The sequence below is a fragment of the Rhizobium sp. PDO1-076 genome (genome assembly GCF_000247475.1).
GTDB lineage: Bacteria > Pseudomonadota > Alphaproteobacteria > Rhizobiales > Rhizobiaceae > Allorhizobium.
The window spans coordinates 1-21,839 of the sequence record NZ_AHZC01000390.1; the positions used below are offsets into that span (position 1 = coordinate 1).

Consider the following 21,839-nt stretch of genomic DNA (forward strand, 5'->3'; position numbering starts at 1 on the left):
TCCTGTTCTGGTGGCGGAAAAACGTCAAAGATGAGGCTTTGTTCCATTCGCATCGTCGACAACGAACGCAAAATCAGCCTCCTTTAAAAAAAGACATGTCAGGGGGAACCTATTGGCTCCGTGACCGTTGACCGCGAACAGAGAAACAGAGCCCTTGGAACATATGACACATGACTCTAAGAAACCGCCGGTGGCAAACAGGTCGTCCGGCGTGAGCGCCGTGCACCCTGGAGTGGCGGCGCAATTGCGTGAGTATTATCAGTCGGTGCAGGAGGAAGGCATTCCGGAGCGTTTCCTGAGCCTGCTCGAGCGCCTGGATATGGCTGAACGACAGGCCGGTGAAGGCCGTCGGATCAAGGATACCACCCAATGACAGCTGATGATGAAGCGAACCAGCGCGCCTTCAAGCGCGATCTTCTCGCCGCCCTGCCGAACCTGCGTGCGTTTGCGGTGTCCCTGACGGGACGTCATCATGTGGCGGATGATCTGGTGCAGGACACCATCATGAAGGCATGGGCCAAGCAGGACCATTTCGAGCCCGGCAGCAACATGAAAGCCTGGCTCTTCACCATCCTGCGCAACGAGTTCTATTCACAGATGCGCAAACGTGGGCGCGAAGTGTCCGATACCGACGGCATCTTCACGTCTCAGCTTTCCACGCATCCTCAGCAGTACGGATCTCTGGACCTGCAGGATTTCAAGCGGGCGCTTGATCAGTTGCCGAGCGACCAGCGCGAAGCGATCATCCTGGTTGGCGCTTCAGGTTTTGCCTATGAAGAGGCTGCCGAAATCTGCGGTTGTGCTGTCGGCACGATAAAGAGCCGGATCAACCGTGCCCGCAACAAGCTGCAGGAAATTCTCGGTGTCAGCGGGGAAGGGGACTACGGCCCCGATGCACATAGTTCAGCGGTCACCAAGAAAGCCTTCGCCCTTTGACGATATGCCATGCCGCTTTGCCTGGGTCACGGCATCTGCCAGTGCCTCAGGCTGAGGCGGCTTGGTGACGAACGGGTAGTCTGTCCGGCTTGTGCCGCTCTGCGGGAACTGGTCGTAGGAGGACAGGAAGACAGGGTTGGCACCGGCCGTCTCGATCATGCGGCCACGCACAGTATTGAGGTTGTCGTTGGGGGCTGCGTCCAGAATGACGACATCGAAGGGGCTTCTCGAGAGTTCGCTTTCAAGCCGGGTGAGAGGGACGATGGTCACCTCGCAGGCCAGCGTTTCAGCGAGGATCCTTTCGACCTCCATCGCAATCAGATATTGGTTCTCGGCAATGAGAACGCGAAGCGACGGGTTTTGCATGACTAATCCTTTTTTCAGACCCGCTTATGGTGCCGGGCTTCTCCATCGTCATTTAAAAAAGACATGTGCGGCGTTGGTTGTGTTCCTGTGAGGGAACAAACTGGCAAACAAACGAGGTAATCCCATGGCCGGGGAAACTCGCCTGAATCCGGTTCGCGTCAGCTGTTACGAATGTCCCTTGCGGCGCATGCCGCATTTTCGAACCTTTTCGGAGGACGAGCTGGAATTCGTCGCGCAGTTCAAGCGCGGCGAATTGATGGCCGATCCGGGGACGACGGTCCTAGTTGAAGGCGCAAGGAGCGCGCATCTTTATACGGTTCTGTCCGGCTGGGGTTTCCGCTACAAGATCCTCGAGGACGGCCGTCGGCAGATCCTCAACTACGTGGTGCCTGGCGACATGATCGGGTTGCAGGGGGCGGTGATGGCCGAAATGCAGCATTCCGTCGAGGCGATGACGCCGATGAAGCTGTGTGTGTTCGAGCGCAGTCGTCTGTTCAGCCTGTTCGAGCGCCATGCCGGCCTGGGTTTCGACCTGACATGGCTCGCGTCACGGGAGGAGACAATCCTCGACGAGCATCTGCTGAGCATCGGTCGGCGTTCGGCGATCGAACGCGCGTCTTACCTGATGGCCTTCCTGTTTGAACGGGGACGCATTGCCGGTCTGCTCGATGACGTTCGCCGCCATATTCCCATCACCCAGACACACTTTGCCGACACGCTCGGGCTGTCCATCGTGCATACCAACAAGACACTGAAGAAGCTGGCCGATCGCGGTTACATCCTGTGGCGCGACAGAGGCTGCGAAGTGCTGGATCCGGAAGGTCTGCAGGATACTGCGCGCTGGACGCCAGGCGAACCGAGCATGCGACCGTTCATCTGACCCTGCCTGCGGTTCAACACAAAAAGGCCGGCTCGATGGAGCCGGCCTTTTTCGTCTGACGGTCCTGGATGCTGTCACTATCGCCTCAGGCGACGATGAGCACGCCGGTAAACAGAGCGATGATCAGGATCACCAGAACAATGAAAATCAGAATCTTGGCAATTCCGGCAGACGCTCCGGCCACGCCGCGAAAACCGAGAAGGCTCGCAACGGCGGCAATCAGAAGCAAGATCAGGATCCAGTGCAGCATGGTCGTCTCCGTTTGATTAAATCCGAACAGGTAATCGCCAGATCCGACAATTGTTCCATTTCTGCGCCTCCTGCTCGATTGTGCGGCGCAACAAAAATCGGTTTAAGCTATTCCCAATGCGACAAAAACCGACACTTGCGCACTCAAGTATACTAGACAGCCGCGCGTGCATCTGATCGTTTCCGCCGGGAAAGAGTCCCTGCGACTTTTGTTGGAGGGATTGGGGTTGATGGAGCGAGGTTCGAGAGGGAGATGGGTTTGAAGATCGGTTCGCCTAGGGAAATTTATGGGGGAGAGGCGCGCGTCGCGATGACGCCGGATAGCGCTGTACAGCTGCAAAAGCTCGGTTATGAATGTTTGATCGAGACCGGCGCCGGCAAGGCAGCCGGCTTTTCGGACGAGGCCTATCGTGCAGCCGGCGTCACCGTTGTCGAGGGCGCCGAGGCGCTCTATTCGGCATCCGACGTGATCGCCAAGGTTCGTCCGCCGGACACGGCCGAGGTCAATCGACTGTCTGCCGGAAAGACGCTGATCTCGTTCTTCTACCCGGCTCAGAACGCCGATCTGCTCGAGCAGTCGAAATCGACCGGTGCCAATGTGATCGCCATGGACATGGTGCCGCGTATTTCGCGCGCCCAGAAGATGGATGCTCTGTCGTCGATGGCCAATATTGCCGGCTACCGCGCCGTGATCGAGGCCGGCAACAATTTCGGCCGATTCTTCACCGGCCAGGTGACGGCTGCCGGCAAGGTGCCGCCCGCCAAGGTTTTGGTCATCGGTGCCGGCGTTGCAGGCCTGGCCGCGATCGGCACGGCGACCTCGCTCGGCGCGATCACCTATGCCTTCGACGTGCGTCCGGAAGTGGCCGAGCAGATCGAATCGATGGGCGCGCAATTCGTCTATCTGGAGTTCGAAGCCGCCCAGGACGGCGCGGCGACCGGTGGCTATGCAGCACCTTCGTCGCCGGAGTTCCGCGAAAAGCAGCTTTCCAAGTTTCGCGAACTGGCGCCAGACATCGACATCGTCATCACCACGGCGCTGATCCCCGGCCGTGACGCGCCCAAGCTTTGGCTTGCCGACATGGTCGCGGCGATGAAGCCCGGTTCGGTCGTGATCGACCTTGCCGCCGAGCGTGGCGGCAATTGCGACCTGACGGTCGCTGACCACAAGATCGTCTCGGAAAACGGCGTGACGGTCGTCGGCTATACTGACTTCCCGAGCCGCATGGCCGCCCAGGCTTCGACGCTTTATGCGACCAATATCCGCCACATGATGACCGACCTGACGCCGGCCAAGGACGGCGCTGTCGTTCACAACATGGAAGACGACGTCATCCGTGGCGCGACCGTTGCCTTCCAGGGTGGGATCACGTATCCCCCGCCGCCGCCGAAGATCCAGGCAATTGCGGCTGCAAAGCCAAAGGAGAAGATCAAGGAACTGACACCGGAGGAGAAGCGGGCCAAGGAAATTGCGGCATTCAAGACGCAGACCCGCAACCAGGTCGGCCTGCTGGTGCTTGCCACGGCGCTGTTGCTTGTTGTCGGCGCCTATGCGCCGGAAAGCTTCATGAGCCATTTCATCGTCTTCGTTCTCTCCTGCTTCATCGGCTTCTCGGTGATCTGGAATGTCAGCCACTCCCTGCACACGCCACTGATGGCGGTGACCAATGCCATTTCCGGCATCGTCATCCTGGGTGCGCTGCTGCAGGTCGGCTCCAGCAATTGGCTGGTGGTGATCCTGGCGGCTTTGTCGGTGCTGATCGCGACGATCAATATCGTCGGTGGCTTCCTCGTGACACGGCGCATGCTCGCCATGTTCCAGAAGTCGTGATCGGGGAGGGGAAAAGACTATGACAATCGGTATCGTATCTGCGGCCTATATCGCCGCTGCTGTTCTCTTCATCCTTTCTCTCGGCGGTCTGTCCGGCCAGGAAAGCGCCAAGCGCGCCGTCTGGTACGGCATTGTCGGCATGGGGCTCGCCGTCATCGCCACGGTTTTCGGCCCGGGTGTCGGCAACTGGTTCATCATCCTTGTGATGATCGCCGGTGGTTCGGTCATGGGATATTACGTCGCTGCCCGCGTGCAGATGACGGAAATGCCGCAGCTGGTTGCGGCGCTGCATTCCTTCGTCGGCCTGGCCGCCGTATTCATTGGCTATAATGCCGAACTGGAACTCGGCACGGTGCTGGCGCTGAAGGCGGCGGGCGGCGACCTATCAACGCTGGCCGGCTTTGCCGAAAAGCTCGCACACAAGGACATGGTGGAAATCGCCATTCTCAAGGTCGAGGTCTTCCTCGGCGTGTTCATCGGCGCGGTCACCTTCACCGGTTCGGTCATTGCGTTCGGCAAGCTTGCCGGCAAGGTGGACGGCAAGGCGAAGAAGCTGCCGGGCGGGCATTTTCTCAATGCAGGCGCGGCTCTCGGCTCGATCATCCTGCTCGTGATGTTCTTCAATGGCGCGGGCATCTGGACGCTGGTGCTGATGACGCTTCTTGCCTTCTTCATCGGCTACCATCTGATCATGGGCATCGGCGGCGCCGACATGCCTGTCGTCGTGTCGATGCTCAACAGCTATTCCGGCTGGGCCGCGGCTGCCATCGGCTTTTCGCTCGGCAACGATCTCCTGATCGTCACCGGTGCGCTGGTCGGCTCCTCCGGTGCGATCCTGTCCTATATCATGTGCAAGGCGATGAACCGCTCGTTTGTCTCGGTTATTCTCGGCGGCTTCGGCGGCACGACAGGGCCGGCGATGGAGATTGAGGGCGAACAGATCGCCATCGATGCGGAAGGCGTTGCCAACGCCCTGAACGATGCCGACAGCGTCATCATCGTGCCGGGTTACGGCATGGCGGTCGCCCAGGCGCAGCAGGCGGTGTCGGAGCTGACCCGCAAGCTGCGGGCCGCCGGCAAGACCGTGCGCTTCGCCATCCATCCGGTGGCCGGCCGTCTTCCGGGCCACATGAACGTGCTGCTCGCCGAAGCCAAGGTGCCCTATGACATCGTCATGGAAATGGACGAGATCAACGACGACTTCCCGACGACGGACGTCGTCATCGTCATCGGCTCCAACGACATCGTCAACCCGGCGGCCGAAGAAGACCCCAACAGCCCGATCGCCGGCATGCCCGTGCTGCAGGTGTGGAAGGCCAAGCAGGTCTTCGTCTCCAAGCGCGGCCAGGGCACCGGCTATTCCGGCATCGAGAATCCGCTGTTCTACAAGGACAATACGCGGATGTTCTACGGCGACGCGAAGAAGTCGGTCAGCGAGTTGCTGCCGATGATCAAGTGAGTTTCAGACTCATGTCTGAAATGCAAAAGCCGGGCGGAGATGCCCGGCTTTTTTGTTGTCTGCCGTCTGGTCTGGCCTGCGCTTTCAGACATCCGCCTTGAACGTCTGCTTCTGGCTGCCCAGTCCCTCGATGCCGAGTTCCACCACGTCACCGGCTTTCAGGAAGCGTTGCGGCTTCATGCCGAGGCCGACGCCCGGAGGAGTGCCGGTCGAGATGACGTCGCCGGGATGCAGCGACATGAACTGGCTGAGGTAGGAGACCAGGTGGGCGACGCCGTAGACCATGGTCTTCGACGAGCCGTTCTGCATGGTCTGGCCATTGACCTTCAACCACATGCCGAGGTTCTGCGGGTCGGCAATCTCGTCCTTTGTCACCAGCCATGGGCCGATCGGGCCGAAGGTGTCGCAGGACTTGCCCTTCGTCCACTGGCCGGCACGTTCGGTCTGGAAGGCGCGTTCGGATACGTCGTGGGACACGCAGTAGCCGGCGACATAGTCCATGGCGTCTGCTTCCGAGACATATTTCGCCGTCTTGCCGATGACGACGCCGAGTTCGACTTCCCAGTCGGTCTTCTGCGAGCCGCGTGGGATCAGCACGTCGTCATTCGGGCCGCATATGGCGGAGGTGGCCTTCATGAAGATGACCGGTTCCGGCGGAACCTGCGCGCCGGTTTCGGCGGCATGGTCGGAATAGTTGAGGCCGATGCAGATGAACTTGCCGGTGCCGGCAACGCAGGCGCCGATGCGCTCGGCACTGATTTCCGGCAGGCTTGCCGGATCAAGGGCTGCGATCTTGGCGAGGCCCTCCGGCGAGATGGCGCTGCCGCCGATGTCGGTAACATGACTGGAGAGATCGCGGATTTTGCCGTCCTTGTCCTGCAGGGCCGGCTTTTCCTGGCCGAGTGGGCCAACGCGCATGAGTTTCATGGTTCGGGTTCCTTTTCTGCTGATTGGAGCGCGTGCGGCGCCCTCTGCTTTTTTGTCATGCGGTCGCAAAACCTGCCACATCATTCGGGTTTTTGTCAGATGCCCCAGCCACCGTCGATCGAATAGGCTTGGCCTGAGGTATATGTGGCGCCGGCGAGATAGACGGCGAGATCAGCGATTTCTTCCGGCGTGCCGAGGCGGCCCATCGGCTGGCGGGCAATGAAGGCGGCGCGCGCTTCGTCGTAATTGCCCTGTGCCTTCATGCGATCCTGCAGTGACGGGCTCTCGACCGTGCCGGGGCAGATGGCGTTGCAGCGGATGCCCTGCGTGACATAGTCGGCGGCGACGGATTTGGTCAGGCCGATGACGGCGGCCTTGGTGACGGTATAGGCGCAGCGGTTCGGCACGCCCTTGATCGAGCTTGCGACTGAAGCCATGTTGATGATCGAGCCACCGCCCCGTTCGAGCATAGACGGCAAGACGGCGCGGATGGTGCGGATCATGGCGCGGACATTGAGGTCGAAGGCAAAGTCGAGGTCCTTGTCGGCCATGTCGAGCACCGAACCCGAATGGACGAAACCGGCGCAGTTGAACAGGACGTCGAATGGGCCGGTGGCCGCGATGACGGCGTTCACCGCGTCATCCTTCAGTACGTCGAGAACCCTGGTTTCAATTCCCCTTTCGCCATCGAGGCTCTTCAGGGCTTCGGCATTGATATCTGTCGCGACAACGCTGGCGCCGGCCTGGGCGAAGGCAAGGGCGCTGGCGCGGCCGATGCCCTGGCCTGCGGCCGTGATCAAAACGCGTTTGTCCTGCAGGGGTAGTCTCATGTTCCTTGCGTCCTCTCGCTTGTGGTCGAACGATTGAACGCAGTGGCAATTCGCTTGCCTCCACGCGCTCCCCTCCGGGCTTCCAGCCTTCGACCACTCTTGCGCCCGCCTTAAGCAACGCTTGATCGGCGTTGCGGAAAACACGGGCTCTCTCCCAATATGCGTTCATATGGGTTGCATAAAACGATCGCCAATGCGAGCCTAATTCACAGGCAAAGCACTTATTCATGAATCGTCATGGCAAAAGCAGAGTGCTGGAAGAGGGGCAAGGTTGACTGAGGCCGAGCATGACCAAGACCGTTACCGGGCGCCGGCTCTCGACAAGGGGCTCGATATTCTCGAGTTGCTGGCGGGGGTCGATGGCGGCTTGACGCAGGCTGAGATCGCCAAGCGGCTGGACCGCAGTCCGAACGAATTCTATCGCATGCTCGATCGCCTCGTGCGTCGTGGTTACGTGGCGCGGCTCGACGGTGATCGGTTTGCGTTGACGCTGAAACTATTCGGCCTTGCACAAATGCATGTGCCGACGCGCAGGCTCGCCTCGTTTGCCATGCCGCTGATGCGCGAACTCGGCGAGACGTCACGCCAGGCCAACCATCTTGTCGTCTATGATCGCGGCAACCCGGTGGTCATTGCCCAGCAGGAAGCACCCGGATATTGGGGGATTTCCATCCGCATCGGTTCCCGGGTCGGCTTGTTCGATACCGGTTCCGGGCATGTTTTGCTTGCCTTTCGCAGCAAGGTTGCGCGGGCGATGATGGTATCCGAACATGTCGGCAGTGGCGGCGAAGGCGATCACATGACGCCGGCATTCGAAGCGCGGCTAAACCAGGTCGTGGCGCGTGGTTACGAGATGATGCCAAGCGCGCAGACCGCCGGCGTCATCAACGTGACGGCACCGATCGTGATCGCCGACGGAACTGCCATTGCCGCATTGACGGTGCCCTACATCACGCTGATCAATACGCCTGGCGCGCCGGATATTACCAACACGATCCAGCTCCTGCTCGCCACCGCAAAGCGGCTTTCTGATCTTGCCGGGGCCGGTATATCCAGCGAAGCGTAGTTGCGGCAGAATTATCCGTTTACGAATGGGCAGTTTACTAATGGGCAATTGGCGCTTTGGAGGAGGCACCTATGATCATCGACACACATCTGCACCTGATCTATCGCGACTGGTTGCGCTATCCGTGGCTGAAGGACGTGCCGGCGCTCGACGCGGACTTTACCTATGAGCGCTATGTGCGCGAGGCGCGGCGGCTTGGCATCAGCGCTGTGCTGCATATGGAGGTCGATGTCGATCCTGTCGACATGGCTGCCGAGACGGAGATGGTGCAGTCGATCTCGCACAAGCCCGGCAACATGATCCGCGGCGTGATCGCCGCCTGCCGGCCGGAGGATGAAGATTTCCCCGACTATCTGGAGCAGCAGCGCGCCAATCCCTTCGTCAAGGGCTTTCGCCGGGTGCTGCATGTCGTGCCTGACGATGTCTCCGAGGGCGCCCTGTTTCGCGAAAACATCAAGCGCCTGTCCGGCACGGGGCTGACCTTCGATCTGTGCATGCTGCCGCACCAGATCGACAAGGCCAAGGCACTGGTCGATCTGGCCCCGGACGTGACCTTTATCCTCGACCATTGCGGCGTTCCCGACATCAAGGGCCAGGGTTACGACGCGTGGAAGGATGGCATCACGCAGATCGCCGAGCGTTCCAATGTGCGCGTCAAGATTTCCGGCATTCCGGCCTATGGCGATCTGGAGACCTGGACGCTCGATGACATGAAGCCCTATTTCGACCATGTGATCGATGCCTTCGGTTTCAATCGCGCGGTCTGGGGCTCGGATTGGCCGGTCTGTACGCTCGGCGGTGGCCTGTCGACCTGGGTTGCGACCACGCAGGCGCTGCTCTCCGGCGTCAGCCTCGACGACAGACAGGCGCTGTTTTCGGACAATGCCAAACGTCTGTGGACGCTGTCCTAGCGATCTGCAGCCACGCTGCCACTGTCGGCCATCATGCGGCGCAGGTAGCCGCGCATGGCAATGATCAGCGCTTCGACATCGTCATTGGACGCAGACAGGTCCTGCAGCGCGTAGCTCTGCAGGATGATGCCGTCGATGCCGATCAGGATCTGGCGGGCGACGGCGCGACCGATGCGTTTGCGCTCATTGGTAAGCCGATCATGGTCGGCGAAGACAAGATGGCCATAGAAATCGATATAGGCATTGTACTGGCGGGCTGCGAGCCATTCAGACCCTTTGGTTCTGAGCGCATAGAGGGTCAATTCGGTCTGGGCGATCTGCTTGGAGCGCGTGTGTTGGATGTAGCGCCAGCTGGCGCGAATCAGCGCCTCAACCCGGTCTTCCGGATTTTCCGGCAAGGGTTCATCGCGCTGATAGGCCTTGTCCATGTCGGCAATCAGATCTTCGAGCACCGCCAGCAGCAGGCTTTCCTTGCTGTCGAAATAGTAGTGCAGGGTGGCAAGCTTGACGCCGGCGCTTTCCGCGATGCGGCGAGTGGTTAGCGCGCCCATGCCGCCGTCCTCCAGGGCATCCATCGCGCCCTTGATGATCCGCGCGCGCGTCTCCAGGCCCTTGCGGGTTGCGCCAGCCGGCCGGCCGCGCTGGCTTTCTCCGGCACGCGGTGGTTTGGTTGCGGTTTCGTCCGGCGGCCTGCTGCTCATGAGTGTCCTAACGTGCCTCGTAGGTGATACGCCCGTCGCAGATGGTAACGACCGGAGACAGATTGACTATCTCGGCAACGGGCCGCATTTCGATGTCACCTGACAGCATGACAATGTCGGCATAATAGCCGGCTTTCAGCAAGCCTTTCCGGTCTTCCATAAACTCCACCCAGGCACTGGTGCGGGTGTAGGCGGCAAGCGTCTGGGCCAAAGTCAGGCGGTGATCCGGCATGTCGTCGCGCCAGGGTGCACGGATCATCGCGTCGGTGATGCAACTGAGCGGCGGGAGCGGCGAAACTGGCCAGTCTGTGGCAAAGACGATGGTCGCGCCGGCATCGACCAGAAGCTTCCAGGCGAAGGCATATTGCCAGCGATCCTCACCGATATAGGTCAGGTAAGGTTCCAGCGGCAGGCCGGCCGAGCCGGGTGGATGGGTCGGTTGCATCGAGGCGACAGTGCCGAGTTTCGCGAAGCGTGGCACGTCGTCGGGATGCACCACCTCGATATGTTCGACCCGGTTGCGGCTGTCGCGCCGGCCATTGGTGTTGATCGCGGCCTCGTAGCCGTCGAGCACCATGCGTACCGCGCCGTCACCGATGGCATGCACGGTGATCGGCAGGCCGAGCCGGTCAGCTTCGACGGCAATGGCGTTGAAGTGTTCGGCTGAAAACAGCGGTTCACCCTTCCAGCCGGGTTTGTGGCTGTAGTCGTCGACGAAGACCGCCGTCTCGCCTTCGGTTACGCCATCCACAAACATCTTGACGAAGTTGCAGCGCAGCTTGTCTGAGTTGAAGCGTGCGCGCCAGAGCGCTGCCTTGTCCGCCAGATCGCTGAGCGGCATGAAGTTCTTCATGTGGTAGGGCATGCGGACGCGGACCGGAAGGCCTTCAGTATCCTCGATCTCCTGCAGCATTTCCAGCTGGTAGAGGCTGCCGTCCATGTTCTGGATCGAGGTAATGCCTTGCGATGCGCAATAGGCGAGGCCCTTCTTCAGAACCGCGATGTCGGTTGCCCGCTCCTCCGGCGTGACATGCGCCGGGTCGCCGCCGGTGGCACTGCCGAGCATTTCGCGGCCGCCGGTTTCACTGAGTGCCATCACGGGGCTGAAAGCATTGGTCTCGCGCAATTCGCCGGCGGCAAGTCCGTCGGCCCCCATGACGATCTCGTTGCCGATACCGACGTCGCGGCCCTCCAGGATGCCGGCCTTTTCCAGCGCAGCGGTATTGGCCCAGGCGGTGTGGCGATCGGGTGCCATCATCACGAAGGGCCGATCGGGGATGATCGCATCGAGATGGTGGCGGGTGACGCGCTCGTTGTCCGACAGGATCGTATAGTCGGCATAAAGTCCTTCAAGCAGGGGCTTGTCGGGATTTTGGTCGGCATAGGCGTGAATGGCATCCTTAAGCGCATCAAAACCCTTCACGCCCATCAGCGACAGCTGGCTGAGGCCGACCGAGCCGCCGAAAATGTGCATATGCGCTTCATTGAAGCCGGGCAGGACTGATGCGCCACCGGCATCGATCATCCGGGTTGCGGGCGCGCAATGGGTCATGATCTCGGCATCTGTGCCCACCGCCAGGATGCGGTTTCCGGCGAGGGCAATCGCCTGAGCCTTCGGCATGGCGTCGTCCAAGGTCAGGACGCATGCATTGTGAATGATGATATCGGCAGTGATGCTCATGATGCGGATACTTTCGCTCGCTGCGCTCAATCAGGATTGATAGGTAATCTGGCCGTCGCAGATGGTGATCGCGGCGTGGACCCTGGTCATGATCTCATCGGGTGCGACGGCCTCGATATCGGTCGACAGGACGACGATATCGGCGAGAAAGCCGGGTTTCAGCTTGCCCTTGCGGTCTTCCATGAATTCCACCCAGGCACCGATCGCGGTATAGGCTTCCAGCGATTCCGCCAGCGAGAAGCGCTGGTCGGGAAGGCCATCCTTCCAAGGTTTGCGGGTCAGGGCATCCTGGATGCATTGGAAGGGCGATACCGGAGAGACTGGCCAGTCGGAGGCAAAGACGACTGTCGCGCCCGCCTCCTTCATCGTGCGCCAGGCATAGGCATATTGCCAACGGTCTTCGCCGATCTTGTCCGTCGTCGGTTCGGCCGGGAAGCAGGTGCCGCCGGGATAGTGCACGGGCTGTATCGAGGCAACGATGCCGAGGGTGGCAAAGCGCGGAATGTCGTCCGGGTGAATGATCTCGAGATGCTCGATGCGGTGGCGGATGTCCTTTTGGCCGTTGGCTTTCCGTGCTGCCTCATAGCCATCGAGCGTCTGGCGAATGGCGGCGCTACCGATGGCATGCACGGCAACCTGCAGGCCGAGCCCGTCGGCCTTGGTGGCGATGGCGTTGAACGCGTCCGCCGTGAACAGCGGCTCATAGTCGTAGTCGGGACGATCGCCGTAGCCGTCAAGCATGAAGGCGGTCTGGCTGTCGAGCACGCCATCCATGAACACCTTGACGAAGTCGCCGCGCAGCATGTCGGTGGCAAATTCTGTCTTCCATTCGGCGGCCTTGTCGAGTTCGCCAAGGTCCATGAAGTTTTTCATGTGGAAGGGGATCCGGATCCGGCAGGGCAGTTCGCCGGCCTGTTCCAGATCGCGCATCAGGCGCAACTGGTAGTGATTGCCATCGAAATTCTGGATCGAGGTGACGCCCCAGGATGCGCAGTAGTCGAGGCCGCTCTTCAGGATCGCCCGATCCAGCGCGTATTGCTCCGGCGTGACGTTTTCCGGGTCCATGCCGGTGACCATGCCGAGTTCCTCGCGGCCGCCCGTCGAGGCGAGGGCCGCGACCGGGCCGAAGGCATTGCCTTCGCGCAATTCGCCGCTGGCCAATCCGTCTGCTCCCATCACGACCTCGTTGCCGATGCCGACATCCTTGCCCTGCAGCAGGCCTGCCTGCTGCAGGGCCTTGGTGTTGGCCCAGGCCGTATGGTGGTCTGGTGCGAACATCATGAAGGGGCGGTCGGGCAGGATGGAGTCGAGATGCTGGCGGGTGACCGGTTGGCCGAGGCCGATGATCGAATAGTCAGCGGAAAAGCCCATCAGCAGCGGCTCATCGGGATTGGCGGCGGCGTAGTCGAGAATCGCTGTCTTCAGCGCCTCGATACCCTGAATGCCGTGCAGGTTGAGCTGTCGCAGCGAGACGGAGCCGGGGAAAATATGCATATGCGCTTCGTTGAAGCCGGGCAGGACAGTCGCACCCTTGGCGTCGATGACGCGGGTTGCGGCATCGGCAAGCGCTTCGATCTCGCGTGCAGAACCGACCGCCAGGATTCGGTTTCCGGCAATCGCAATTGCGTCGCCACGCGGGTCGGCTTGGTCCATCGTCAGAACGCGGGCATTCTTGATGATCAGGTCGGCGGTCTGGGACATGGTGGTCATTCCGGTTGTCTCGAATTCGGGTTCAGGCGTTGCTCAGGCGTTCAGGCCGCTGAGGGCGCGGAAAAAGGCGAAATTGTCCTGCTTCAACTCGTCATCCAGCGGGTTGGGCTGGGACGAGAGCTTGACGATCACGGTCTCGGTGGACGGATCGACATAGAGCCACTGGCCATGGATGCCGATGGCGCAGAAGGCGCCATCCGCCTCGCCACTCTGGTACCACTGGCTGCGGTAGCGTCCGTTGGGCAAAAGGTTGGGTTTTCCGTCCACCCAGGATTGATGGTCCCCGGCTTGCAGCATGTCGGCGACCCAAGCTTGCGGGACCACCTGTCGGCCATCGACCAGACCATTGTTGCGCACCATTTCGCCGACGCGGGCAAGATCGCGTGCCGTGACGGAGACACCGCCGGCTGCGCGGGCTGAACCTTCGGCATCCACCGTCACCCCGGCATGGTTCTTCGCGCCGAGCGGTTTCCACAGTCGCTCGGAAAAAACCTCGGCATAGCGCTTGCCGGTGGCGCGCTCGACCAGGATGCCGAGCAGGTCGGAATTTGGCGAAGCATAAAAATGCGCGCCGCCATGGGCATGATCCGCCTTCTGCAGGGTGAGCAGGAAGGCGAGCAGGGTCTCGGTCGGGGTTGCCGGATCGGCCGGGTTCCACAGCGTCGCGCGGCGATAGCGGGCATAGGCACCGTCGGTGTTGAGATAGGCTTCGTCGAATGCCAGGCTGACGCGCATGTCGAGCACGTCGCGAATACTGCAGTCGCCATAGGCTGAGCCTACCGCTTCCGGCAGAAGGCTGGTCACCGGCTTGTTGGGATCGATCAGTCCATCGGCTTCAAGGCTGGCGATCAAAAGTGCCGTCAGCGACTTGCTCACCGAAAAGACGATATGCGGCTGGTTGACATCGGCATGCGGCGCATAGTGCTCGGCAATCACCTGTCCGCTGCGCATCATGACGAAGGCATCCGTGTGGGCATAGGCGAGAAAGTCGCGGGCCGTGCCATGGCCGGCGAGGCCGGTTTCCATCGGACGGTCGAGCAAAGGTGACTGGGCCAATGCCGTTTCCGGCTGCTCGGCCGCGGCGCGTATCTCCGCACTCGGCACCACTTCGGCGGCATGGGCAAAGCTCCAGCGGCTGAAGGGTGCTGTGCGCCAGGTGGCCAGAGTCACGGCGCGGCGTTCAAAGCCGTGCGCCTTGGCAATTTCGGTGGTCATGGAAAAGCTCCTCCAGACGGGAGAGCCGATGAAGCTCTCCCGTTGGTCATTGTCGTCAGGTGATTGCGGGACCGGCTTACTTCTGCACTTCGGTCCAGATTTTCGAGTAAAGCTGCTGCACTTCCGGTTCGCAGCCGATGAGGAACTCGCCTGCCGCTTCGAATTCAGCCGGAACGACCAGCTCCGGTGCCGTCTGCATGTCAGCCGGCAGGAATTTCTCTGAACCCTTGATGCCGTTGGCATATTTCGCAAAGGCCGAAATCATCGCTGCGTTTTCCGGATCCATGATGAAGTTCATGAACAGCTTGGCGTTTTCCGGGTTCTTCGCATCCTTCAGGAGCGCGACGCTGTCCATGAAGAAGGGGAAGCCTTCCTTCGGGTAGCCGAACTTGATGTCGGCGTTCTTGGCGCGCGAGCGCATGATGGCGCCGTTCCAGTAGTATACGGCCGAATAGTCGCCGGCCGGCAGCTTTTCGGTGACGCTGTAGTCCATGGCCAGCCACTTGGTTTTTGCCTCGACCAGCTTGTCGCGTGTCTTGCGCAGCACGTCCTTGTCCATCGTGCACCAGTCGCCACCGAAATACTTGATCGTGGCGAAGAGCACGTCGTTCATTTCCGGTGCAACATTGATCTTGCCGGCCAGTTCTGCCGGTGGATCGAGGAAGATCGCCGAGGTGTTGATGTCACCCTTGTAGACCGATGTGTTGACGCCGATGCCGGTCAGGCCCCACTGCCACGGAACCGTGTAGTGACGGCCCGGATCCCAGGCGACATCGACCCAGCGCGGATCGACATTCTTGAAATTCTCCATCTGGTCGGGACGCGCTTCGACCAGCAGGTCTTCCTTGACCCAGATCGGCACGTAGTTCGCCGAGGGAACCACGATGTCGAAGCCGTGACCGCCGGCGCGAACCTTGGCCAGCGCCGTGTCGTTGGAATCGTAGTCGGTCACGGTCACCTTGACGTCGAACTGCTCTTCGAACTTCTTGATCAGTTCGGGGCTGGTGTAGTCACCCCAGTTGTAGATGTTGAGTTCGCCGGCTGCAGAGGCCGCCCCCGCGAAGGCAAGCGTGGCGATCAGCGCTGTTGCTGTTGTCGTCATCCATTTCATGGTCATTCTTCGTTCCTCTCTGTTGTTATGACGTCGAATTACTGTTGCTTTCGCCGGTTGACGATGAAGACGATGATGACCAGCGCTGTCGACAGCGCCAGGAAGACCGTGGCGATCGCGTTGATTTCGGGCGTGGTCTCGCGCCGTAGCTGACCCAGCATGTAAGTCGGCAGGGTGTCCTGCCCGCCGGACTTGACGAATTCGGTGATGACGACGTCATCGAGCGAAATGACGAAGGCCAGCATGAAACCGGCGATCAGGGCGGGGCGCAGCAGCGGGAAGGTCACATGGCGGAACGCCATCCAGGGGGTGGCGTAGAGGTCTGCGGCTGCCCGCTCCAGCGTCAGGTCCATGCTCTCCAGCCGCGCCCTGATCGGTAGATAGGCGAAGGGAATGCAAAACGCGGTATGGGCTGCGATCAGATAGCCGAGGCCGGAATAGCCGGTCCAGACCTTGATCCGGGAGAAGACGATCAACAGCGCCACGGCCGTGACGATTTCCGGCACCATGATCGGTTGATTGATCAGCGCATATTTGAAGGTCAGGCCGCGATACGGCTCGGTCCGGGTGGTTGCAAGGGCTGCCATGGTGGCGGCCATCGTCGCAAGCGTCGCGGCCCAGACCGCGATGATCAGCGACCGGACGGCGGCATCCTGCACGGCAGAATTCTGCCAGGCGGCCTCGAACCAGCGCAGCGAGAACCCGTCCCAATGGGACAGGGATTCCGCACCATTGAAGGAATAGGCGACGAGCGCGCCGATCGGCAGATAGAGCGCGAAGAAGGTGAACAGGGCGATGAAGCCGAAACCCGGCTGGGCGCGGATATCGAAGCGTGGCTTAAACATGGCCTGCTCCCGAGCGTGAAGCGTTGCGCACATAGAAAATCAGGGCGATCATCACCAGCGCCATCAGCGTGATCGACATGGCAGCCCCCAGTGGCCAGTTGCGACCCGCGCCGAACTGCATCTCGATCAGGTTGCCGAGCATCATGTTCTTGCCGCCGCCGAGCACGCGCGGAATGACATAGGCGCCGAGCGAGGGAATGAAAACCAGGATCGAGCCGGCGATGATGCCGGGCATGACCAGCGGGATGACGATGCGCCGCAGCACCTGGAAGCGGTTGGCATAGAGATCATATCCCGCCTCCACCAGCCTGAAGTCGAGCTTTTCGATCGAGGCATAAAGTGGCAAGACCATCAGCGGCAGATAGACATAGGTCATGCCCAGAAGGTTGGCCGTGTCGGTATACATGATCTGCAGCGGGCTGCTGATCACCCCGAGCCAGATCAGCGCATTGTTCAGCAGTCCCTCGTTGCGGATCACCTGCTGCATGGCAAAAGTGCGGATCAAGAGATTGGTCCAGAACGGGATCGTCACTAGGAAGACCCAGATCTCGCGCGAGCTTGGCGGCCGTGTCGCAATGAAATAGGCGGTGGGAAAGCCGAGGATCAGGGTCAAAAGCGTGGTGAAGAACGACAGCTGCAGCGAGCGCCAGATGATCGACAGATGGGCCGTGGCCAGGCCGAACGTGTCGTCGAACATGTCGCGCTGGAAGAAGACCGAGAACCAGCCCTCCGAGGAAAATTCGCCGAACTTCACGTCGCCATAGTCGCCCTTCGCCATGAACGAATAGAGCAGCATGACGAGAAGCGGTCCGGCGGCGGCGATGAAGATGATGAGAAGCGCCGGCAGGCTGAGCAGCCAGCGGTTCTTGATGTCGCGCGATCTGGCATTTTCGGGGGCCGTTTTCATCGCGCTCATCGTCAATCCCTCAGGATCTGCGCGACATCGTCGCTGAGTTCGATGCCGACGGTGTCGCCTTCGGTGATGCCGCAATGACCGCTGCGGGCATTCTGCTGGCGGATCATGAACAGGGCGCCGTCGCCAAGCCGAATGTGGATATGCGTATCCGTTCCCAGATAGACGACGGTCTCGACCGTGCCCGACAGGACGGAGGCTGAATCAGGCCCGGCAATGCGGGCATGTTCCGGGCGGATGACCACGGTGACCTTGCCGGACGGCGTGGTCTGATCCGGGAAGGTCGCGGCAATTTCGGTTCCGGATGCGAGCCGGACCCGGGCGCGGTCACCTTCGACCGACAGCACATCGGCATCGAGGAAGTTCGTCTCGCCGATGAAATCGGCGACGAAACGTTCGGCCGGGCGGTCATAGATATCCCAGGGCGAACCGACCTGGCGCAGGCTTCCCGTCGACATGACCGCGATGCGGTCGGACATGGTCAGCGCTTCTTCCTGGTCGTGGGTGACGAAGATAAAGGTGATACCGGTTTCGGCCTGCACCCGCTTCAGCTCGATCTGCATTTCCTTGCGCAGCTTGTAGTCAAGGGCCGACAGCGGCTCGTCGAGCAGCAGGACCTTCGGCTTCGGGGCAAGCGCGCGGGCAAGCGCCACGCGCTGCTGCTGGCCACCGGAGATCTGGCTGACCTGGCGATCGCGCATCGGCACCATATGGACCAGTTCGAGCATCTCGTCGACGCGCGCCTTGACCTCGGCGGCCGGCTTGCCGAGCATCTTCAGACCGAAGCCGATATTGTCGGCGACGGTCATATGCGGGAAGAGCGCGTAGCTCTGGAACACCGTGTTGACCGGCCGCTTGAACGGCGGAAGCGGTGCGATGTCCTCGCCATGCAACAGGATCTCGCCGGTGGTCGGGAAATCGAATCCGGCAATCAGGCGCAGGAGCGTGGTCTTGCCGCAGCCGGATGGTCCGAGCAGGGTGAAAAATTCGTTTTCACGGATCGTCAGGTTGATGCCGTCCAATGCGGTCACCTTGCCTCCGCCCGATCCATACACACGGCTGACGCCGCGGATCTCGATGGCTGCCTTCTGGGATATGGAACTCAAGCAGTGCCCCCGTTTTTTATGTTGGGTTTATGCGTGGAGAGTTTTCACACAGTCGCAATCTGCCAGGGCGGATCGCGAACTGCTTTTTGCAACTGTCGTCACGCAATTCGCGTGCCATCCCGGTCGCCGTCTTCGAAAGCCTCCACTCATTGCGGCGGCGCAAGGCAGAGCGCCGAAAACCCGCATGAAACCCTGTCTCGCCGATGTTCCCGTTGATTTTGTCTGATCCGTTCGGCGTGTCCGGATCAGCCTGATTGGCGGCATGTTGCCTCTAAATTGGTCGTTTGACCATTTTTATTTCGCAGGCTTGCGAAGATTTTCGCGAAGCGCATGACTGGCCTGCGTTTTACGCGGGTAGCATCGGCTTGACGCGTTTGCGGCGGCACTCCATCGTTGGGGCCTGCACACGGCAGCGACGCCTCGACCATCATCACGCGTCCGCCATGCCGCCATTCGGGAGCCAGCCTTGACCGATCCAACCACCCTTGGCGCAACCGCGCTTTCCGCTGCAATCCAGTCCGGTGAACTTTCGGCCGAGGCGGTGATGGCGGCCTATCTCAAGCGTATCGCTACGCTGAACCCGAAGATCAACGCGATCGTCAGCCTGCGGCCGCAAGACGAATTGCTGGCCGAGGCGCGGGCGGCAGACCGCGAACGCGCGGCTGGTCGCAGTCGTGGCTGGATGCACGGATTGCCGATTGCCATCAAGGACCTGTCCGAGGCGGCCGGCATCGTGTGTAGCTATGGTTCGCCGCTGTTTCGCGACTTCGTTCCCGATTTCGACGAGATCCAGGTGGCGCGGATCCGGGCCGCCGGCGCGATCATCATCGGCAAGACCAATACGCCGGAATGGGGCTTCGGTTCGCATAGCTACAACCCGGTTTTCGGCACGACCCGCAACCCTCACGATCTCAGCCGCTCGGCCGGCGGATCGAGCGGCGGGGCAGGGGCGGCGCTGGCGGCGCGGCTCGTGCCGGTCGCCGATGGCAGCGACATGATGGGCTCGCTGCGCAATCCGGCCGCCTTCAACAATGTCGTCGGGTTTCGCCCCAGTTTCGGCCGGGTGCCGTCGCTGCCGGGCCGCGACGCCTATCTCAACCAGCTTGCGACCACCGGGCCGATGGGGCGCTCCGTTGCCGACGTGGTGGCGCTGCTGAACACCCAGTCCGGTCATGATCGGCGTGATCCGTCGTCTCATGACAGCGCGCCGATCTTGCTCGATGCAGCCGTCGCCAAATCGGGCGGGCGGATCGGCTGGCTCGGCGACTACAACGGCTATCTGCCATTCGAGCCGGGTGTGCTGGCTTTGTCCGAAAGGGCCTTGAAGGTGTTCGACGGGCTCGGCTTCGCGGTCGAGACGGTCGTGCCCGATTTCGACATGGACCGGCTGTGGTGGGCCTGGACGACGCTGCGCAGTTTCTTCACCGCGGGCAGCATGCGCGACTTCTACGAGGACCCCGGCAAGCGGGGTTCTCTCAAACCGGAAATCCTGCATGAAGTTCGGATGGGACTGAAAGTGACGGCCGGCGACGTTTACGAAGCCTCGGCGCTGCGCACGACCTGGTACCAGGCCATGCTCACGCTTTTCGATCGCTACGACTACCTGATCGCACCTGCCGCCCAGGTGTTCCCCTTCGATGCGGACATTCCCTGGCCGCGCGTCATTGCGGGGCGGCACATGGATGCCTATCATCGCTGGATGGAGGTCGTGATCGGGCCGAGCATGGCCGGTCTGCCGGTGGCAGCATTGCCCGCCGGCTTCAATGCGCAAGGATTGCCGACGGGTTTTCAGTTGATCGGGCGTCCGCGTTCTGACGGTGCCGTGCTGTCGCTGGCGGCGGTTTACGAGCAGGCAACCGATTGGCTTGGTTGCATGCCGAAGCTCGAATAGTTTCATTTGGGGTAAAATTTTTTCACCCTTGAATGTCGAGGGGATTTGGTCCTACCATCTGAAATCACGGTTCTACCGTCACTTAACCCCGCCAGCCCCCGAGTTCGGGGACCGCGCTTCTCCTCGTGTTTGACTGAAAAGCGGAATTCATTTTCATGAACTTGATCTTCGACGGCCATAACGACGTGTTGCTTCGCCTGTGGCGCAGCCGCAAGGACGGGACAGATCCGGTCATGGAATTCACCAAGGGTACGAGCGTTGGCCATATCGACGGGCCGCGGGCAAAGGCTGGCGGACTGGCTGGCGGCCTCTGTGCCATCTATATTCCGTCGCCGCATGATTTCTCCCTCAAGGAGCCCGATGCGCAGGGGCACTACGTCACGCCGCTCGATCCGCCCCTGGAGCGGCAGTGGTCGCTCGACATCGCGCTTGAAATGGCATCGATAGCCCAGCGTCTCGACCGCGCCGGCGCCTGGAGGCTCTGCCGCTCGACCGCCGATATCCGCAAGGCCATGGCAGAAGGCGTGTTTGCCGCCGTCCTTCACATGGAAGGCTGCGAGGCGATCGACACAGATCTCGACGTGCTGGAGACCTTCCATGCGTCGGGCCTGCGTTCGCTCGGTCCCGTCTGGAGCCGTAACAATATTTTCGGCCATGGCGTGCCGTTCGCCTATCCGATGTCGCCCGATACGGGCCCCGGTCTGACGGATGCCGGCGTGGCGCTGGTCAAGCGCTGCAATGAACTGGGCATTCTGATCGATCTGGCGCACATTACCGAAAAGGGCTTCTGGGATGTTGCCGGGATCACCGACCAGCCGCTGATCGCCAGCCATTCCAACGTACATGCGCTGACGCCGGTTGCGCGCAACCTGACGGACAAGCAGCTCGACGCGATCAGGGACAGCCGTGGCCTGGTCGGGCTGAACTATGCCGTCACCATGCTGCGGCCGGACGCTCGCGACAGCGCCGACACGCCGGTATCGGCCATGGTCCAGCATATCGACTATCTGGTCGAGCGCATGGGCATCGATTGCGTGGCCATCGGCTCTGATTTCGACGGTGCGACCATCCCCGCCGACATTGCCGATGCGGCCGGCAATCAAAAGCTGGTTGAAGCGCTGAAGGCGGCTGGCTACGGTGGCGAAGACCTGGACAAGATCTGCCGGGAAAACTGGCTGAGAGTACTCGCATCGGCCTGGCACGAATAGTGC

Annotated in this window: 21 protein-coding genes; 9 read left to right on the forward strand and 12 right to left on the reverse strand. The window is 61.1% G+C overall.

All coding sequences use genetic code 11. The annotated features are described in order from the left end of the window. Window positions 1-211: 211 nt before the first annotated feature. Both PDO_RS19395 and PDO_RS19400 read left to right on the forward strand, forming a co-directional pair. Entirely contained in the window at window positions 212-373 is a 162-nt protein-coding gene (locus PDO_RS19395) for a NepR family anti-sigma factor (RefSeq protein ID WP_280113375.1), read from the forward strand. After that, a complete protein-coding gene (locus tag PDO_RS19400; RefSeq protein ID WP_007605918.1) occupies window positions 370-936 on the forward strand; it encodes an RNA polymerase sigma factor in 567 nt (188 codons plus the stop codon). The genes PDO_RS19395 and PDO_RS19400 overlap by 4 nt, the downstream gene beginning before the upstream one ends. Here the strand turns inward: PDO_RS19400 and PDO_RS19405 are convergent. Beyond that, window positions 904-1,302 carry a response regulator gene (locus PDO_RS19405; protein WP_007605919.1) on the reverse strand — a complete coding sequence of 133 codons (399 nt, stop codon included), beginning with the start codon at window positions 1,300-1,302 and terminating at the stop codon, window positions 904-906. The genes PDO_RS19400 and PDO_RS19405 overlap by 33 nt on opposite strands. Window positions 1,303-1,426: 124 nt before the next feature. Here PDO_RS19405 and PDO_RS19410 point away from each other — a divergent pair, with 124 nt between their 5' ends. Then, window positions 1,427-2,182: a Crp/Fnr family transcriptional regulator gene (locus PDO_RS19410; RefSeq protein WP_007605920.1), complete on the forward strand. Its 756-nt coding sequence runs from the start codon at window positions 1,427-1,429 to the stop codon at window positions 2,180-2,182. An 85-nt stretch (window positions 2,183-2,267) separates the two neighbouring features. Here the strand turns inward: PDO_RS19410 and PDO_RS27400 are convergent, their stop codons facing one another. Continuing rightward, window positions 2,268-2,432, reverse strand: coding sequence for a DUF1328 family protein (locus tag PDO_RS27400; protein WP_007605921.1), 165 nt, complete (start codon window positions 2,430-2,432; stop codon window positions 2,268-2,270). A gap of 258 nt (window positions 2,433-2,690) precedes the next feature. On the opposite strand from PDO_RS27400, the gene PDO_RS19420 reads away from it, so the two are divergent. Together PDO_RS19420 and PDO_RS19425 are read left to right on the forward strand one after the other, a co-directional pair. Continuing rightward, window positions 2,691-4,262: a Re/Si-specific NAD(P)(+) transhydrogenase subunit alpha gene (locus PDO_RS19420; RefSeq protein WP_037074743.1), complete on the forward strand. Its 1,572-nt coding sequence runs from the start codon at window positions 2,691-2,693 to the stop codon at window positions 4,260-4,262. A gap of 19 nt (window positions 4,263-4,281) precedes the next feature. Then, entirely contained in the window at window positions 4,282-5,721 is a 1,440-nt protein-coding gene (locus PDO_RS19425; protein ID WP_007605927.1) for an NAD(P)(+) transhydrogenase (Re/Si-specific) subunit beta, read from the forward strand. 84 nt (window positions 5,722-5,805) lie between these two features. Here PDO_RS19425 and PDO_RS19430 read toward each other — a convergent pair whose 3' ends face one another. Both PDO_RS19430 and PDO_RS19435 read right to left on the reverse strand, forming a co-directional pair. After that, the gene (locus PDO_RS19430) at window positions 5,806-6,648 is read right to left on the reverse strand and encodes a fumarylacetoacetate hydrolase family protein (protein ID WP_007605929.1); all 843 of its coding nucleotides are present in this window, start codon (window positions 6,646-6,648) and stop codon (window positions 5,806-5,808) included. Between the two features lie 95 nt (window positions 6,649-6,743). After that, window positions 6,744-7,478 (reverse strand): SDR family oxidoreductase, encoded by a 735-nt coding sequence (locus PDO_RS19435; RefSeq protein ID WP_007605931.1) that lies wholly within the window; start codon window positions 7,476-7,478, stop codon window positions 6,744-6,746. A 271-nt stretch (window positions 7,479-7,749) separates the two neighbouring features. On the opposite strand from PDO_RS19435, the gene PDO_RS19440 reads away from it, so the two are divergent. Further along, window positions 7,750-8,544, forward strand: a complete 795-nt coding sequence (locus PDO_RS19440; RefSeq protein WP_007605932.1) for an IclR family transcriptional regulator — start codon at window positions 7,750-7,752, stop codon at window positions 8,542-8,544. Between the two features lie 71 nt (window positions 8,545-8,615). Continuing rightward, complete coding sequence (locus tag PDO_RS19445) at window positions 8,616-9,455, forward strand: amidohydrolase family protein (protein ID WP_007605934.1); 840 nt, start codon at window positions 8,616-8,618, stop codon at window positions 9,453-9,455. On the opposite strand, the gene PDO_RS19450 is transcribed toward PDO_RS19445, so the two are convergent. The 8 genes from PDO_RS19450 to PDO_RS19485 all read right to left on the reverse strand — a co-directional run bounded on the left by PDO_RS19450 (window position 9,452) and on the right by PDO_RS19485 (window position 18,737). Then, a complete protein-coding gene (locus PDO_RS19450) occupies window positions 9,452-10,156 on the reverse strand; it encodes a TetR/AcrR family transcriptional regulator (protein WP_007605935.1) in 705 nt (234 codons plus the stop codon). The genes PDO_RS19445 and PDO_RS19450 overlap by 4 nt on opposite strands. Window positions 10,157-10,163: 7 nt before the next feature. Next, complete coding sequence (locus tag PDO_RS19455; RefSeq protein WP_007605936.1) at window positions 10,164-11,837, reverse strand: amidohydrolase; 1,674 nt, start codon at window positions 11,835-11,837, stop codon at window positions 10,164-10,166. 30 nt (window positions 11,838-11,867) lie between these two features. Further along, the gene (locus tag PDO_RS19460; RefSeq protein ID WP_037074746.1) at window positions 11,868-13,538 is read right to left on the reverse strand and encodes an amidohydrolase; all 1,671 of its coding nucleotides are present in this window, start codon (window positions 13,536-13,538) and stop codon (window positions 11,868-11,870) included. Window positions 13,539-13,580: 42 nt separating this feature from the next. Continuing rightward, entirely contained in the window at window positions 13,581-14,762 is a 1,182-nt protein-coding gene (locus PDO_RS19465; RefSeq protein ID WP_007605938.1) for a serine hydrolase domain-containing protein, read from the reverse strand. A gap of 76 nt (window positions 14,763-14,838) precedes the next feature. Further along, entirely contained in the window at window positions 14,839-15,873 is a 1,035-nt protein-coding gene (locus PDO_RS19470) for an extracellular solute-binding protein (RefSeq protein ID WP_037074750.1), read from the reverse strand. Window positions 15,874-15,911: 38 nt separating this feature from the next. Then, window positions 15,912-16,718 (reverse strand): ABC transporter permease, encoded by an 807-nt coding sequence (locus PDO_RS19475; protein WP_007605947.1) that lies wholly within the window; start codon window positions 16,716-16,718, stop codon window positions 15,912-15,914. Continuing rightward, window positions 16,711-17,625, reverse strand: a complete 915-nt coding sequence (locus PDO_RS19480) for an ABC transporter permease (protein WP_037074753.1) — start codon at window positions 17,623-17,625, stop codon at window positions 16,711-16,713. The genes PDO_RS19475 and PDO_RS19480 overlap by 8 nt, the downstream gene beginning before the upstream one ends. Window positions 17,626-17,636: 11 nt before the next feature. After that, complete coding sequence (locus PDO_RS19485) at window positions 17,637-18,737, reverse strand: ABC transporter ATP-binding protein (RefSeq protein WP_007605971.1); 1,101 nt, start codon at window positions 18,735-18,737, stop codon at window positions 17,637-17,639. 466 nt (window positions 18,738-19,203) lie between these two features. On the opposite strand from PDO_RS19485, the gene PDO_RS19490 reads away from it, so the two are divergent. Then, the gene (locus tag PDO_RS19490; RefSeq protein WP_007605973.1) at window positions 19,204-20,628 is read left to right on the forward strand and encodes an amidase; all 1,425 of its coding nucleotides are present in this window, start codon (window positions 19,204-19,206) and stop codon (window positions 20,626-20,628) included. Between the two features lie 155 nt (window positions 20,629-20,783). After that, on the forward strand, window positions 20,784-21,836 hold the full coding sequence (locus PDO_RS19495; protein WP_007605975.1) for a dipeptidase: 1,053 nt from the start codon (window positions 20,784-20,786) through the stop codon (window positions 21,834-21,836). The last annotated feature ends 3 nt before the right edge of the window (window positions 21,837-21,839 follow it).